Source organism: Lachnoclostridium sp. Marseille-P6806, from assembly GCF_964238185.1.
In the GTDB taxonomy this organism is placed as follows: domain Bacteria; phylum Bacillota; class Clostridia; order Lachnospirales; family Lachnospiraceae; genus Brotaphodocola.
The window spans coordinates 46669-62087 of the sequence record NZ_CAXSLG010000006.1; the positions used below are offsets into that span (position 1 = coordinate 46669).

General features: G+C 48.0%; 14 protein-coding genes and 1 pseudogene. All 15 read right to left on the reverse strand.

Going from position 1 to position 15419, the window contains the following annotated elements; all coding sequences use genetic code 11:
- Positions 1–113: 113 nt before the first annotated feature.
- A complete protein-coding gene (locus ACESON_RS09020; RefSeq protein ID WP_373109380.1) occupies positions 114–356 on the reverse strand; it encodes a small, acid-soluble spore protein, alpha/beta type in 243 nt (80 codons plus the stop codon).
- A 112-nt stretch (positions 357–468) separates the two neighbouring features.
- Entirely contained in the window at positions 469–663 is a 195-nt protein-coding gene (locus tag ACESON_RS09025; protein WP_373109598.1) for a PspC domain-containing protein, read from the reverse strand.
- A 98-nt stretch (positions 664–761) separates the two neighbouring features.
- Positions 762–1724, reverse strand: coding sequence for a DUF4097 family beta strand repeat-containing protein (locus tag ACESON_RS09030; protein ID WP_373109381.1), 963 nt, complete (start codon positions 1722–1724; stop codon positions 762–764).
- 23 nt (positions 1725–1747) lie between these two features.
- Positions 1748–2539 carry a DUF1700 domain-containing protein gene (locus tag ACESON_RS09035; RefSeq protein WP_373109382.1) on the reverse strand — a complete coding sequence of 264 codons (792 nt, stop codon included), beginning with the start codon at positions 2537–2539 and terminating at the stop codon, positions 1748–1750.
- A complete protein-coding gene (locus ACESON_RS09040) occupies positions 2536–2856 on the reverse strand; it encodes a PadR family transcriptional regulator (protein ID WP_373109384.1) in 321 nt (106 codons plus the stop codon). Before ACESON_RS09040 ends, ACESON_RS09035 begins: the two co-directional genes overlap by 4 nt.
- 186 nt (positions 2857–3042) lie before the next feature.
- Positions 3043–3627 (reverse strand): annotated as a pseudogene (locus ACESON_RS09045) (L-serine ammonia-lyase, iron-sulfur-dependent, subunit alpha); the annotation flags it as partial.
- A gap of 166 nt (positions 3628–3793) precedes the next feature.
- Positions 3794–4903 carry a 30S ribosomal protein S1 gene (gene rpsA / locus ACESON_RS09050; RefSeq protein WP_373109385.1) on the reverse strand — a complete coding sequence of 370 codons (1110 nt, stop codon included), beginning with the start codon at positions 4901–4903 and terminating at the stop codon, positions 3794–3796.
- Positions 4884–5735 (reverse strand): 4-hydroxy-3-methylbut-2-enyl diphosphate reductase, encoded by an 852-nt coding sequence (gene ispH, locus ACESON_RS09055; RefSeq protein ID WP_373109387.1) that lies wholly within the window; start codon positions 5733–5735, stop codon positions 4884–4886. The genes rpsA and ispH overlap by 20 nt, the downstream gene beginning before the upstream one ends.
- Positions 5735–6478, reverse strand: a complete 744-nt coding sequence (gene cmk / locus ACESON_RS09060) for a (d)CMP kinase (protein ID WP_373109389.1) — start codon at positions 6476–6478, stop codon at positions 5735–5737. Before cmk ends, ispH begins: the two co-directional genes overlap by 1 nt.
- Positions 6479–6589: 111 nt before the next feature.
- Positions 6590–7822: an NAD(P)/FAD-dependent oxidoreductase gene (locus ACESON_RS09065; RefSeq protein WP_373109390.1), complete on the reverse strand. Its 1233-nt coding sequence runs from the start codon at positions 7820–7822 to the stop codon at positions 6590–6592.
- 86 nt (positions 7823–7908) lie between these two features.
- Positions 7909–9447, reverse strand: a complete 1539-nt coding sequence (gene pap, locus ACESON_RS09070; RefSeq protein WP_373109391.1) for a polyphosphate:AMP phosphotransferase — start codon at positions 9445–9447, stop codon at positions 7909–7911.
- The gene (locus tag ACESON_RS09075) at positions 9431–11608 is read right to left on the reverse strand and encodes a M28 family peptidase (protein ID WP_373109392.1); all 2178 of its coding nucleotides are present in this window, start codon (positions 11606–11608) and stop codon (positions 9431–9433) included. Before ACESON_RS09075 ends, pap begins: the two co-directional genes overlap by 17 nt.
- 75 nt (positions 11609–11683) lie before the next feature.
- The gene (locus ACESON_RS09080; RefSeq protein WP_373109395.1) at positions 11684–13003 is read right to left on the reverse strand and encodes an aspartate kinase; all 1320 of its coding nucleotides are present in this window, start codon (positions 13001–13003) and stop codon (positions 11684–11686) included.
- 102 nt (positions 13004–13105) lie between these two features.
- Positions 13106–13615 (reverse strand): GNAT family N-acetyltransferase, encoded by a 510-nt coding sequence (locus ACESON_RS09085; protein WP_373109396.1) that lies wholly within the window; start codon positions 13613–13615, stop codon positions 13106–13108.
- 29 nt (positions 13616–13644) lie between these two features.
- On the reverse strand, positions 13645–15402 hold the full coding sequence (locus ACESON_RS09090) for a DUF5722 domain-containing protein (protein ID WP_373109398.1): 1758 nt from the start codon (positions 15400–15402) through the stop codon (positions 13645–13647).
- Positions 15403–15419: the final 17 nt, after the last annotated feature.

The following is a 15419-nucleotide window of genomic DNA, read 5'->3' on the forward strand; positions in this document are numbered from 1 at the left end:
TGTTTCCTATTCTGTTTTCTTTTCCCTGCTGCAGCCCTTCGTTTTTCATTCGTTTCCCATTATAAAAAATTTCAGAGCATTTGACAAGTACCAGTCATCTCCCGCAGCTTCCCTTAACCATTCTCTTTTTTCAAATGCTCCTCCGAACGTTCCTGCTCTGACAAATGCTTCCACTCCCGCTTCCTTCTGGCAATCAGTCCTCCAATTCGCCCGCTTTCCTTAGAGGTCAGACATTTCCAGCCTCCCTCTAAAACCCGATCCTTCAGGCCCAGCTCCTCTGCAATCTCAAATTTCAGTTTTTCCTCCGGTGTCATATTTTTCCAGTCAAATGGTTGTTTATTCTTATTCTTAGACATAAAACAGGGCATCCTCCTTATGATTTTCTAAGAGTATGCCCTGTATGTTCTGATTTCATACGGTTTTTACCGATTTAAAACATTTTCTGCACCAAGCTGATATCTGTTTTCTTTAATAGCTGCTTCCCGGATCCTGGGGGATAATAACTGCCGCCAGCAAATATGCCACAACGCCTGCTCCGGAGCAGGCCACAAGGGCCCAGATCAACCGAACCAGCGTAGGATCCACATTTAAGTATTCTCCAATTCCTCCGCATACACCGCAAATCATACGGTTTGTATTTGAGCGATACAGCTTTCTGTTCATATCCATGTCTTTTCCTCCTGATTTCTGTTATTTTTTGGTAACTGTCTCCGATGCTTCTTGTCCGGCTTTGCCGGACGAGAAGATGCCCTCCTGAACAGTCACTCATATTCTACCGTAATTGTTCCACTGGCGCAGCTAAGCTCCACCTCCCGGCCAGTATGATAGTTCAAATGGCTCTCCTTCCAGCTGTTCTCAAAAGCCCTCTGCTCTTCCCCATTAAAATAAATACTGCCGCCTCCAGCCTCAATTTCATAATCAAAATCATCCTCTGCTCCTGCCAGACAAATACTGGTATCTCCGGAAATATTTTCCACCGAAGCGCTGTATTCTGCAGCTGCCATGCATCGGCAGCTTCCGGATATACACTCAATCTCCAGTTCCTTCACACTGCCTCCGGCAATATCTGCTGTTCCAGAAATCATCTCCACAGAAAGCTCTCTGGCAAAAAGTCTTTCTGCATAAAGGCTTCCTGCCACATGTTCAAGCTCTATCTGATCAAATTCATAGGAAACGGGAATGGAAATCACCAGCGCTTTCATTTTGAGGTTCCCTGCGGTATTTCTGCTAATATTTCGCGGCAGGCGAATTTTTAATTCTCTTCCTTCCTGATAAACGCGATAATCTGCTCCATCTCCACTCTGAACCACCTGAATCTGCCCTTCTTCCAGGTCCTCAGTTTCCACTATCTGCACCTGTTCGCTCACAGTTTCCAGCTCCAGGCTCCTTACATTTTCATAAATCTGACCATTCGGAATCGAACTCTCTGTTTTGACACTTTCCGAATTCCCTGCGTTCTCATTTGCGCCTGCGGTTCCTGCAGTGCCTGCACCTTCTGACTTGTCCCCAGATCCGGTATCTCCTGCGGCAATTTCCATCGGACACTCAGGAATTTCCTCCAGCTCCTCCGAAACAGCTGAAAAATCCTCCTCAATCCGGACAAGCCAGGGAGGTGCCTGTCTTCCCCCGGTTCCATACATCATAACACCAGCTGCAATCATTCCCACTCCTGCCAGACAGAAAACTCCGCCAGCCGCCGCCAGTCCTATCATCCATTTTTTCAAAGGCTTCCTCTCCTTTCCATTTTTCAGCCCTTCTGTCCGCACCACTTTCCTCTATGGATCAGACTGCTGATGCCATTAACCAAACCGCGAATGCACCAGGGAAGAAATTTTCCATAAATCAGAACAGAAAGTACAATTCCAATCAGCCCCAATCCCAGAGCTCCAACACCAGCTCCGAGAACCATCATGCCTGTTCCTGGTTCTGTAAACATCAGACCGGCTCCCCATACCAGAAGAGCTGCTGCACCCAGGCAAGCTGTCACTGTAAGAACTCCAATCAGAACCACAGCTCCAGCCAGAAGAAGCGCTGCTGCCAGCAAAATCCCCAGAACGGTTCCGCCTGCTCCCAGTAAAATCGGAGCCAGCACTCCCAGAATCACCAGCAGAAGTCCTACCTTTAAAAGACGCTTCAGCCACATTCTGTCCCTAAAGTCCTGCTGCTTCCAGTTTTCAGAATATCCTCTGTTTTCCTGCCTGGAACTTCCTTCCTGCCAATGAGTTCCTTCCTGCTGCCAGGCACTCTTCTCTGGCAAATCCATCCGCTTAGCAACCTGGTAATTCGGTTCCCGGAAACGCTCGTCCTGATACCCAGATTCTGTAAACTCTCCTCCGTTTTCCAGATTGCCGTCCAGATCGCTTCGAATAATCGCTGCAACCCGTTCCGGACTTCCAAATTCCCGGATCACCTGCTCTTCATTTTCATCACCGGCTTCCTCCAGATAATCCCGATAATAAGCCAGTGCCTCTTCCTTTTCCTCATCGGGAATATCCTGCAGCAGGTATTCCAGCTCTTTCATAAATTCTGCTCTTCTCATACCTTAGCCTCCTCAAGGATTCTGGATATTTTCTCAGAATACACATGCCATTCACTCCGATAAAGATTCAGCTGCAGTCTCCCGCTTTCCGTAATCCGGTAATATCTTCTGTTTCTTCCATCAATGGCCATATCATACGTTTCCAAACACGCTTCCTTCTGCAGCCGCCTCAGCACCGGATACAGCGTTGATTCAGAAATATCAATCGCTTCCCGTACATCCTGGGTAATCTTATATCCGTATGTCCCTTCCTTCTCCCTGGACACAGCTGCCAGCACAATGGCATCCAAAAGCGCTGCTCCTGTATTAAAAATCATATCCGGCCCGCCTTTCTGTGCATTATCCTTCATCTCATATTGTTTCTCAGGCGATATTATATGTTATATAATATCCTGTTACTAATACTATACAGCATATAATATTATATGTCAATATAGAATTGCGTGATTTTTTCATAACACAAAAGGGGTATCCGTCCAAAAACGGATACCCCCTGTCAATGCTTATTCTCCAACCATTAACTTGATAATTTCTTCATTTGTTTCTTTCATACCGTCTTTTCCCAGTCGGCCAATTCCCCGGATCGTTTCCTCGATATTCTGCATCACAATTCCGTCTCCGCGGCGGAATTCCTGTCCTCGCTTATACATATTGTAGCCCAGAATCGCTGCGTCCACAGAAGAAGCAACCTTGGCCGCGCAGGATGCCTTCGCCCCGTCGCAGACAATTCCGGATACAATCGCCAGCGCATTCACTACTGTATGAACAACCTCCTCATAGGTTCCCCCACAAAGATAAGCGATTCCTGCTCCTGCCCCCGCTCCCGCGCTGACTGCTCCGCAGTAGGCAGACAAGGTGCCGATACCTGTTTTCTGATGAATTGCAGTCAGATTGGAAAGTGCCAGAGCCCGAAGGAGGTGCTCCCCATCTGTTCCCACTTCTTTTGCATACTCAATCACCGGAATAGAAACCGTAATCCCCTGATTTCCGCTTCCGGAATTGATAATTACCGGAAGCTCACAGCCGTTCATTCTTGCGTCTGAGCCTGCTGCCGCTTTCGCCTTAGCCCGGGTTCTGATATCGTTCCCGCAGGTAGTCGGAATCAGACACAGCTTTTTTCCTTTACCGCCTCTCTTTTGTGTTCATAAAGCTCCGCAATCGGAGAACAGTCCTTACAAAAGGAGGCGGGATTTTCTTACGAAAATCCCGCCTGAAAAATCCTTATTATCTTATCCTATTCAAACCTTATGGGTTTTACTCTGCATCTGCTACAGCGTCAATGTCAACGTCTGCAACATCTGCCTGCTCAGGAGCTGCCTGCAGAGCCTTCATGCTCAGGCTGATCTTGTGGTCTTCGCCGTTGAAATCAACAACCTTAGCCTCAATCTCCTGACCAATGCTCAGTACGTCTGCCGGTTTGTCAACATGCTCTCTGGAAATCTGAGATACATGAAGCAGAGCGTCTACACCCGGCTCCAGCTCTACAAATGCACCGAAGTCAGTCATACGTGCAACACGACCGGTTACTACGTTGCCCACAGCATAGTTATCTGCTGCCTTTACCCAAGGATTCTCCTCCGGGAACTTCAGGCTCAGAGCAATCTTCTCGCCGCTGATATCTTTAATCAGAGCACGTACCTGCTCGCCAGCTTTAAATACCTTTTTCGGGTTTTCTACGCGTCCCCAGGACATCTCAGAAATATGAAGCAGTCCATCTGCTCCGCCCAGATCGATAAATGCACCAAAGTCTGTTACGTTCTTTACCACGCCCTCTACGGTATCACCAACGTGGATTCTCTCGAACAGCTCTTTCTGCATCTCAGCCTTCTTAGCAACCATCAACTGCTTTCTGTCACCGATCACTCTTCTTCTCTTCGGATTGAATTCAGTAATTACGAACTCGATCTCCTGACCAGCGTATTTGGTCAGATCCTTCTCGTAAGTATCAGATACCAGACTTGCCGGAATAAATACTCTGGCCTCGTCTACCAGAACGCTTAAACCGCCGTCCAGAACCTGTGCAACCTTTGCAGTCAGAACCTCATGGTTCTCAAATGCCTCTTCCAGTCTCTTGTTGCCCTTGTCGGCAGCCAGTCTCTTATAGGACAGAGCAACCTGGCCCTCGCCGTCGTTTACCTTTACTACCTTGGCTTCCATCTCGTCGCCAACCTGTACCAGATTTCTTAAATCTGCGTTGGAATCATTGGTATATTCGCTTCTCGGAATAATACCGTCAGACTTATAACCTATATTCAGGACGATTTCATCATCTTTCACATCGATTACTTTACCAGTGACAATCTCTCCTGTACGTATGGTTTTTAATGATTCCTCCAACATTTGTTCAAAACTTAATTCTGACATTAGTATGAACCTCCTCAATAATTTGATTGGGGGTAGATGCCCCCGCTGTAATACCTACGCTGCGCACAGAATTCACACATTCAGGGTTGAAATCGCCTAGTGTCTGGATAAAGTAAGTGTTCTTACATTCCTTTCGGCATATCTCGTAGAGTTTCTGTGTGTTGGAGCTATTTCTGCCTCCTATTACAATCATAGCGTCCACTTCAGAAGCAATACGCTTAGCTTCCACTTGTCTTTCCTGTGTTGCATTGCAAATCGTATTTAAAACAAGTATATCATAACCCTTTTTCTCAAATTTTTCAACTAAATCTTGAAATTTATTGTAATTAAATGTCGTTTGGGCCACAACGCACAGCTTATCCTTTGTGGAAACCGGCAAATTCTCGATTTGATCTGCGTTTTCTACCACCAAAGTGCCCTCATCTCCCCATCCCCGGATCCCCTGTACCTCCGGATGATCAGGATTCCCCACAATGATGACCCGCCGGCCCGCCGCCTGCTGCTCCTGGACAATCCTGTGGATTTTTTTAACAAAAGGACAGGTGGCATCTACCACAGTAACGCCGTTTTGTTCCAGCAGATCGTAAATATGCTTTCCAACTCCATGAGAGCGGATAATCACAATCGCATCGCGAACCGCTTCCAGTTCCTCTTCTGTGTCAATTACCCGGACGCCCTTTTGCGCCAGATCCTCCACTACCTGCTCGTTGTGAATAATGGGTCCAAAGGTATAAACCGGGCGCTCTGCCTTTTCAATCTGCTCGTAAACCTGTTCCACAGCCCGCTTGACTCCAAAACAGAAGCCTGCTGTCTTTGCAACAATCACTTCCATCAGACTTCCTCCTTTGTCTGTCCGGCTTCGGAATCTGCATGGTCAGAGGCTTTTTGTGAGCCAGGTGCAAGTCCGCGGGAAAAGGCCGCCTCAAGAATAGCCTGCACCACCTGCTCAAGCGTCATGTCAGAGCTGTCCAGAAGCATGGCATCCTCCGCCTGCTTCAGAGGAGCCGTCTCCCTGTTCATATCCCTGGCATCCCGTTCAATAATATCCTGCTCAATTTCTTCCAGATTACACATCATTCCTTTTTCCTGCAGCTCTCTGTACCGGCGCATGGCACGAACAGAGGTGCTGGCCGTCAGGAAAATCTTTACATCCGCATCCGGAAGAATGCAGGTTCCAATGTCACGGCCGTCCATGATTACGTTGGCGCTGGCCGCCAGGTTTCTCTGAAGCTCCAGAAGATGAGCCCGCACTGCCGGAATGGCGCTGGTAGCAGAAGCCATGTTTCCAACCTCCTCTGTGCGGATTTGTCCTGACACATCCTCCCCGTTTAAAATAACCTGCTGGGTTCCGTCTACATAGCGAATCGTAATTTCCGCGCCCTGAACCAGACTGGCAATCGTCTGCACATCCTCAGGACGAATTCCCTTTCTTAAAAAATACAGGGCAATCGCCCGATACATGGCACCAGTATCCACATAGACAAATCCCAGCCGTTTTGCCGCCAGCCGGGCAATGGTGCTTTTTCCGGCGCCAGCCGGACCATCAATTGCAATATTAAATGATTTCTGCTCCATAATTCTTGATCTGCTCCTTTATGCTGTCTGTTATGTATTCTCTTTTTTCGCGTCTATGATGCATTCTGTAAGTCTCTGAAATCCCTGGCAACGGCCTCTGAGGCGCCTTTGTTATTCCACAGAGATTCCTGCCAGATGTCCTGTAGACCAGGCGATCTGAAGATTGTATCCGCCTGTCACCGCATCCAGATCCAGAACCTCACCTGCAAAATACAGACCCTTTACCAGCTTTGACTCCATGGTAGACGGATTGATTTCCCGGACGGAAATGCCTCCCTGAGTAATAATCGCTTCCTTGTAGCCTCTGAGCCCCGTCAAGGTCAGCCTGAAATCCTTAACAGCCTGCACGATCCGCCGACGCTCCTCTTTTGTAATTTCATTGATTTTTTTATCGGGATCAATACCGCTTCTTTCCACAATCACCGGAATCATTTTTGCCGGAAGAAGACGGGAGAGGGAATTTTTGTACTGTTTGTTTTTCTGCTCCTCAAAATCCCTGAGAATTCTGGCATCCAGCTGTTCCTCCGAAAGCGCTGGCTTTAAGTCTAAAGAAAGCGTCAGCGGCCCCTTTTTCAGCTGCGCTGCTCCGTAGCTGCTGGCTGACAGCAGCACCGGCCCGCTGACTCCAAAATGCGTAAACAGCATTTCCCCGAACTCCTCATAAAGAACCTTTTTTCCCTTCAGAATCTTTGCCTGTATATTCTTCAGAGCAAGTCCCTGCAAATCCCTTCCCACTGGCTCTGCAGTCTCAAAGGGAACCAGGGCCGGAGACAGATCGGTTACCGTATGTCCCGTTTTTTCCGCAAACCGGTACCCGTCTCCTGTAGAGCCTGTAGAGGGATAGGAAAGACCTCCCGTAGCCACAATCACTGCATCAGCCGAAACTATCTCTCTTGTTTTTTTCAGACGAATACCAGACACCCTTCCATCTCTGGTTTCTACAGAATCTACCTCCTCATAAAGCCTTACCTGAACTCCTGCATTCTTTAAACACACAGTCAGCGCCCGGATTACATCCGATGACTTATCTGAAACAGGAAATACCCGTCCGCCCCGTTCTGATTTCAGGGGGCAGCCGTTTCTTTCCACCAGTTCCATCATATCCTGGTTTGTAAAGCTGTAAAAGCTGCTGTAAAGAAACTTGGGATTGTGCACAACCGCTGCAAACAGCTCCTCTGTATCACAGGCGTTGGTAACATTGCACCGTCCCTTTCCTGTAATATATATTTTTTTCCCCAGCTTCTCGTTTTTCTCAAAAAGCTGCACCTGATGGCCGTGTTCTGCCGCCGCAATGGCCGCCAGCATTCCGGCTGCTCCGCCTCCTATCACTGCAACCCGACTCATAATCTGTATTTTCTCCTCCCGTTTTCATACCTGCCTTCCCCAGCGGGCACTTGCCCGTTTCTGCGGTACGGCTTCTTTCTGAACAGTTACTGTTTTTCCTGTTTTACCTGCGCAATTTTCTTTTCCAGAGCCTCTACCACTGTGCGCAAAACCTTGACTCTGGCATAATATTTGCAGTTCCCTTCTACCACAATCCACGGGGCATAGGTGGTAGAGGTTCGAACCAGCATTTCATTGACAGCCAGCTCATACTGATCCCATTTTTCCCGGTTTCTCCAGTCCTCATCTGTAATCTTCCACTGCTTTTCCGGAATCCGCATCCGTTCCTCAAACCGGCGCTTCTGCTCATCCTTGTCAATCTGCAGCCAGAATTTGAGAACTACCGCGCCTGCATTAACCAGATGAGACTCCATCTCATTGATCTCCTGATAGGCACGCCGCCACTCCTCTTCCCTGCAAAAGCCTTCAATCCGCTCCACCATAACCCGCCCATACCAGGTTCTGTCAAAAATGGCAATATGGCCGGCCTTTGGCATATGATTCCAGAAACGCCACAGATAATGATGCTTTTTTTCGATATCATTGGGCGCTGCTGTCGGACATACCTGGTAGCCTCTGGGATCGAGATGGCTGGTCAGACGCCGGATCGCACCTCCCTTGCCGCCTGCATCCCAGCCTTCAAAGCCCAGAACTACCGGAATTCTCAGCCGGTACAGCTCACTGTGAAGCAGCTCCAGCTTTTTCTGAAGCCGATCAATTTCTTTTTTGTAAGTCTCCCGGGTCATGGTCTTAGATAAATCAATACCTGAAAGAACCCCGTTCTGATACCTGCTGTTCTCTGCCGGATTTTCACCAGCCTTCAGAAGCGTTTCTGCCGCCTTCTTTTTCTCCTCCTTCAGCCGTTCCTCCTCTGCCGTCTTTGCAAGAGCATCCTCCAGAGTTTCCGTCACGGTTTTTAAAATCTTCATAGCACCATAGGACTTATCGGTTGCCTCAATAATTGTCCAGGGCGCATACTCTGTGTCTGTCCGCTCCAGCATTTCCTCGTTGATCTTCAGATATCTGTCATAGTCCTCATTCCGTTTCCAGTCTTCTTTCGTCACTCTCCATGCCGTTTCTCCAGACTCCTCCAGCTTTTTAAACCTCTTTTTCTGCTCCTCCCTGGAAATATAGAGAAACAGCTTGATAATCACAGCCTTGCTGTCCGTAAGCTGCTTTTCAAAAGAGCAAATGTCACGGAATGCCTCTGCAAGCTCTTTTTTCGCCGTTCTGCCCTCAAAACGGTCTTCACGCACCTTTCGGTACCAGCTTCGATCAAAAACCGCAATACGGCCATTTTCCGGCGTCAGTGTCCAGAATCTCCACAGAAACGGGCGCATGGCTTCATCCTCTGTCACCCGGCTGCTGGCATACACATCAAAGCCCCGAGGATCCAGAAATTGAATTAGCCGGTTAATCTGCGTTCCCTTCCCGGCGGCATCCATTCCATCAAACAGAATCAATACCGGAATCCCTGCCTCCTTCAGCCTTCTCTGAGCCAAGCCCAGCCTAGGACCATAGGTTTCCTTTGCCTGTCTGTAAACCTCTTTTTCTGCCTTTCTCGATAAATCAATCTTCTCCAGCATACGCTCCTACCTCCGAAGGCATATTCAGATTTGTCCGTACCCGGCTGCGGTAGGCCTCCAGCTCCTCAAACTGACGGAAAAAATCTATCCGGATGCTCCAGCTTTCCGGTGCCTTTTCCGACCGTTCTGCCAGCACGTACATCTGAAATGCTGTTTTGAAATCCGGCGGCGCCGCTTCCTCACCTGCTTCCCCAGGCGCAACGCCGACTCTTGTTACCGGTGCCTGAGGCTGCTTTTTTGCTTCGGGAATCGGCTCCTCTTCTGCTTCAGGAAACCTGGCCGCAAAGGCAGCTCCATAGGTTTCCTGCTCTGAGCCGTCTTCCTGCTTCAAAATCGCAGACTGCTCCAGAATTTCCCCGTACAGGCCGGTAAACATCCGTATGGTTTCCGTCCTGTTCCTCCAGTTTCCTGTCCTGTCCAGAGCATCCTCCAAATCCACAGACATCCTCCAGTAAAAACGGCTGTTTTCCTGCCCTCCTTCCCCGTCAATACCGCTCATGCTGGTTCCGTCTGCATTTTCATTCCCATATTCCACATATCCGGCGCTGCCGCCGATCCCATCTGTATAATAGCTTACAGATTCTATGATTTCGTCCCCATCTTCCGGAAGAATATCGAAAATCAGGTCAGAAAGCACATCGCAGCGGGGATCCTCTTTTTCCGAGGCCAGGATCTGTCCTTTGGGACTGCGCTGTTCATAGACCGTCTTATCTGTCCAGTATTCCCTGATTTCCAGATCATAACCCTCTGTTTCCGGAATCAGTGCAAAAAATTTGTGATAAACCGGATCTGTCCAGTCATATTCCGTTCCATTGGGACCACTGTTTTCCCCTATCGGCTCTCCATAAAGCTCCGTAATGCGCTCTTTCATATCATCAAACTCAATGCCTGCCTCTTCCCCCTCCAATGAAATAAGAGAAAGCCCTCCATCAGTAAAATAATAATCCGTCAGGATAATCTGGTCTACATCAAACCATTTCATGCGAAACTGATATTTTTCTACCTGCCGCCCAGATGCATCCGTATTGATTCCATTCAGTATTCCTGTTCTGCCGGTTTCTGTCTGAACAAATTCCGGACTTTCTCCAAACCAGGCAGGCGTATCCTTTTTCTGAACAAAAGCATAATCTCTGTCATTGTAGGAATGAGCCTTCGCCATCATAGACGGAGTATCTGTACTCATCATTTCAAGAGCCATCCCGCAAATCACATCAACAGTCTGCGCTACCTGCTCTACGTCCACAGTCTCCGGCAAATCCAGGGGAGTTCCGTTTTCATAGCCGTTCCACTTCTGAGAAATCGATACTGCCGGTATCTCGTCACGGACAAAGGCGCCGATACTTCCCTCTGTTCTGCAGACATAAGGCCAGGAATCTCCCAGAACCTTTCTGGATACTGTTCGAAGCAGATCACCTGTGTAAACAGAACCGCCGTCCACAGTTCCCAAAACCATCTCGTCATCTGACACATGTCCCATCTGATCCAATTCTACAACACCTACTATCCGTTCCCGCTCCCGCTTTCTCAGACTTTCCACATAATGGCGGGCTCCCAGCCGCTCTCTTCCGCACTGGGCGAAGCTGACAAACCGCAGCTCTGTGTCCGTAGGAATTCTGGAAAGCAGACGGGCTGTTTCCAGAAACGCTGCTGTTCCTGAACCATTGTTATTGGCTCCGGGACTTTCCTTTGCAGTATCATGGTTGCTGCAAATCACCAGAATATCTGAATCTCTCGACGAAGCCTCCCGCACAGCCTCCACATTCGTTCCTGTCCGGACACCAAACTCGGTTTCGTAACGAAATCTCTGAATTTCTACCTGATATCCGTAATCTCCCAGAAGCTGCTGAATATATTTCACCGCATCCCTCTCTCCCCTGCTGCCTCCGTACCTGGACGTTTCTGATAAAACAGTCAGAGACTCCTGAATATAATAGGGATTGACCTCTTCCAAAACAGGGATCTCTTCCGGAAGCTCATGATTGCTTCCTGTCTCGCTTCGGACAATCACACGGGTTGACGGCCCTGCACATCCGGCCAGAACCGCTCCCATAAGCAAGACACAAAGAAGCCTCCTCCCGGAAGAATGCTTTCTGCTGGCCTCTGATCCGGCAGTTTTTTGCCCCTTCGCCGCTGCCGTCCCGGCGCCATGAATCTTTTTCATGGAAAATCTCCTTTTTGTGAAAGAGACAACCGGAAGAAAGGCATTATGCCTCTCCCCTGTTGTCTCCCGGTTGTTTTAAATTTCAGCTGTAATAAAAATATCGTAAATTGCCCGAATCGCAGACTCAAAATCATCATTTCTAACGCCAATGATAATATTCAGCTCACTGGATCCCTGATCAATCATCTTTACATTGATACGGGCATGAGCCAGAGCAGAGAAAATTCTTCCGGCAGTTCCCCTGGTTGCCTTCATTCCCCGGCCAACTACTGCAATCAGCGCCAGATCTGACTCCAGTTCTACACTGTCCGGCTCTACTGCACGATGAATGCCTGCAATTACAGACTGTTCGTACTCTACAAATTCATCCTGATGAACCATAATGGTCATGGTATCAATGCCGGAAGGCATATGCTCAAAGGAAATACCGTACTTTTCAAATACCTGAAGCACTTTTCTGCCAAAGCCCACCTCAGCGTTCATCATAGCCTTTTCAATATTGATTGCGCAAAAGCCCTTTTTTCCTGCAATACCGGTAATAGTATAATGAGGCTTTCTGCAGGTGCTTTCTACAATCAGAGTTCCCTTGTCCTCCGGCTTATTGGTGTTGCGGATATTGATCGGAATTCCTTCTTTTCTAACAGGGAAAATTGCATCCTCGTGGAGAACGCTTGCACCCATGTAGGACAGCTCTCGCAGCTCCTTGTATGTAATCGTCTCAATTACCTCAGGATCCTCAACAATCCGGGGATCCGTTACCAGAAAGCCGGATACATCTGTCCAGTTTTCATACAAATCTGCATGAATGGCTCTAGCTACAATAGATCCCGTCACATCGGAACCGCCTCTGGAAAAGGTTTTAATCGAGCCGTCATGCTTTGAACCATAAAAACCGGGAATTACAGCTCTGTCTACGTGCTCCAGTCGTTCTGCCAGCTCCTGGTTGGTTAAATCTGCCTCAAAATTGCCTTTATCATCAAAGAAAATTACCTCAGCCGCATCGATAAATTCATATCCCAGATAGTTGGCCATCACAATACCGTTCAGGTATTCTCCCCGGGATGCCGCATAATCACGGCCTGCGCCGCCAAGAAAGTTTTCTTCAATTCTCTCAAACTCGTGATCCAGATTCAGATTCAAATCCAGACCGTTGATAATTTCATGGTACCGATCCTTAATCTTATTCAGAAGCTTTTTATAGCTTCCGCCGGTAGAAGCCGCATCATAGCAGGCATATAGCATGTCTGTCACTTTTTCATCCTTGCTGCTGCGTTTTCCAGGAGCAGAAGGAATCACATAGCGTCTTGCTTTATCTGAACGAATAATATCTCCTACTTTTTTGAACTGACGGGCACTCGCAAGAGAGCTGCCGCCAAACTTAACTACCTTTTTCATAATCGGTTATCTCCTCGTATGATTTTGTTACGGAAAATCATACTTGAATTAGGGGCGTATGTCAAGATCCTGAAAAAGAAAACTGTCTGAAATTTTTAAATTTCAGACAGTCCACTGATAGACATATTCCTGTGCAGCTTCTCCCCGCCCCTCATAAATCCGGGCTCTCTGCAGGATCCTTTTCATTCCCAGCTTCTCCATCATCCTTGCGGAAGCTATATTTCTGGTATCACAGCACGAGATACAGGAAGAAATCCCCAGCTCTTCTGACATAAATCGCAGAACTGCCGCCGCTGCTTCAGTTCCATAGCCGCAGCCCCAGTAGTGACGGTTTAAAATCCAGCCAATTTCTACTCCGTCAGCCTCTTCCAGCCAGAGAGAGACTGTTCCAATCATCTCTCCGTCCAGAAGCACCGCAAATTCATAGGTAATCGGCTCTTCCTCTTCCCACTGAGAAGCGGTTTCTTCCACATAGGAAACCGCTTCCTGTTCCGTTTTCGGATAATAAACCATATATTCTGCATTGCTTAAGTCACAGGCATAGGCCAGAACCGCCCTCAGATCCTTCCTGGTTATGGGACGCAGGCACAGACGCTCTGTTTTCAGTTCCATATCCCCTCCGATTTCTTTTATTTTCTCTGTTACTTTTCCTGACTTTTCCACTTAAAATCAGGAATCACATCGCTCCATTTTTCAATTCCAATGTATTTTTTATACTTCTCTGTTGTCTCCAGTGTCCGTTTTCTGTCATCAATGTTTTTATAAACGGTCCATGACTGCTTCCGCATAGTAGGAACAATATCATTGGGCTTGCTCATATCGCAGGACCAAAGTCCAAAGCTGCAGGAGGCAGCCACCTCAGAAGGAGCGTCCACCTGACGGCTCATAATAAAGGCATCAATCAAAGGATTGCTGTCTGCCAGATAATAGGCATAGGCAATGGCGGCAGCCTGAAGCTCTTCTGCTTCTCCGCGGCTGTGACTCTGTGAGGTAAAGCCCTGCTCTGATAAAATCACATGACGTGGCTTTCCGCTCCGCATCAAAAACTGCGGCTGCTGGAGATAATCCGTCAGAACATTCAGGTTAATCATGTTGACAACCGGAGAGCTGGCATTGTTTTTAATCAGTCCTGTCTCCGCATCATTCCAGAATTCCGGCTCCACCATAGGAATAGAATAGGGATGGTATGCCAGCTCCCAGTCCATAGGACCTCCCGGAACCACCATGCTGTTAAAGGTATCCAGAACATCCTTTGCATTGTATTTTAGACGGCCGTCCGCCTCATGCAGCCAGTTATAATCTGTGGAAAAGAACACCCGGCTGGTACTGCTGGTACTGCGAATCGCTGTATAAAATACACGGAATGCCCGCACATACTCCTCCATATACTGCTCCAGGCTCATAGGCCCCATGTAGTTCCAAAGCTGGTTGTTGATCTCATTTCCAATCACCCAGTTGGAAACACGGCCATAGGGGGACTGAAGACTGCTGTAGCGCTCTGTCAAAAATGCCGCTATGGCCTTTAAGGTTTCAAAGCCCTCCTCTGTCGCCACATGGAATCCATAATAATTGGCCGTACCCGCTGGCTGTCTTGTTACCCCGGGATAATAAAGCTGGGGCGTTGCATTGTTCCAGTCATTTAAAAGAACCGCTGTTACGGTCATGTTTTTCTCTGACATTCTTCGAATGGTATCATCATACACGGCCAGCACATCGCTGCTGAAGTGGTAGGTTCTTCCATCATACGTATAATCAATACCGCTGCCCAGAATATGGCTGAAGGGAATGTTGACAATCACATGGTTTACTCCCAGTTCAAAGGCATCTGCAATCATGGTCTGGGTTGTCTGAATAAGCAGTCCCTTTTTCGTCTGTCCGGTTTTATAGGGCTCTGTATACTTGGCCATAACCTCAGGGTTTGTTACATAAACCTCATTGCTGACCTGGATATACTCCTCACCATCATAAACTGCTACTACAAAGCTGGAATACAGGCGATCCGACTGAGTGCCGTGATTTAAAGGAATAGAAAAATGCAGAGCATCGCCCTTGGTGATCCAGGCCGCATAATCGGTACGTCCCTTCAAATCACGCTGGTACGGCTTCTGCTCAAATAAATATAAATAATTATCATAATAAGCAGAATCGGAAAAGCTTCCCTCCATCTGACCATCTATCACAATCTGATCGCCGGAAATGGCGCATTCATAAATATGCGCAAATTCTGTCGGCGCCGGTTTTACCGGTGCTTCCGTCGTTTCTGCTGCTGTTTCTGCCGTTGACTCTGCTGGCTGTCCATTATCAGTGCTGGCTCTTGCAGACAAAACGCCTGCGCCGGAAATACCAGCCAGAACTGCCACTGCGCAGCACAGAGATAAGAATCTCGTAATTTTATTCATATTCTGCCTCCGTTTTC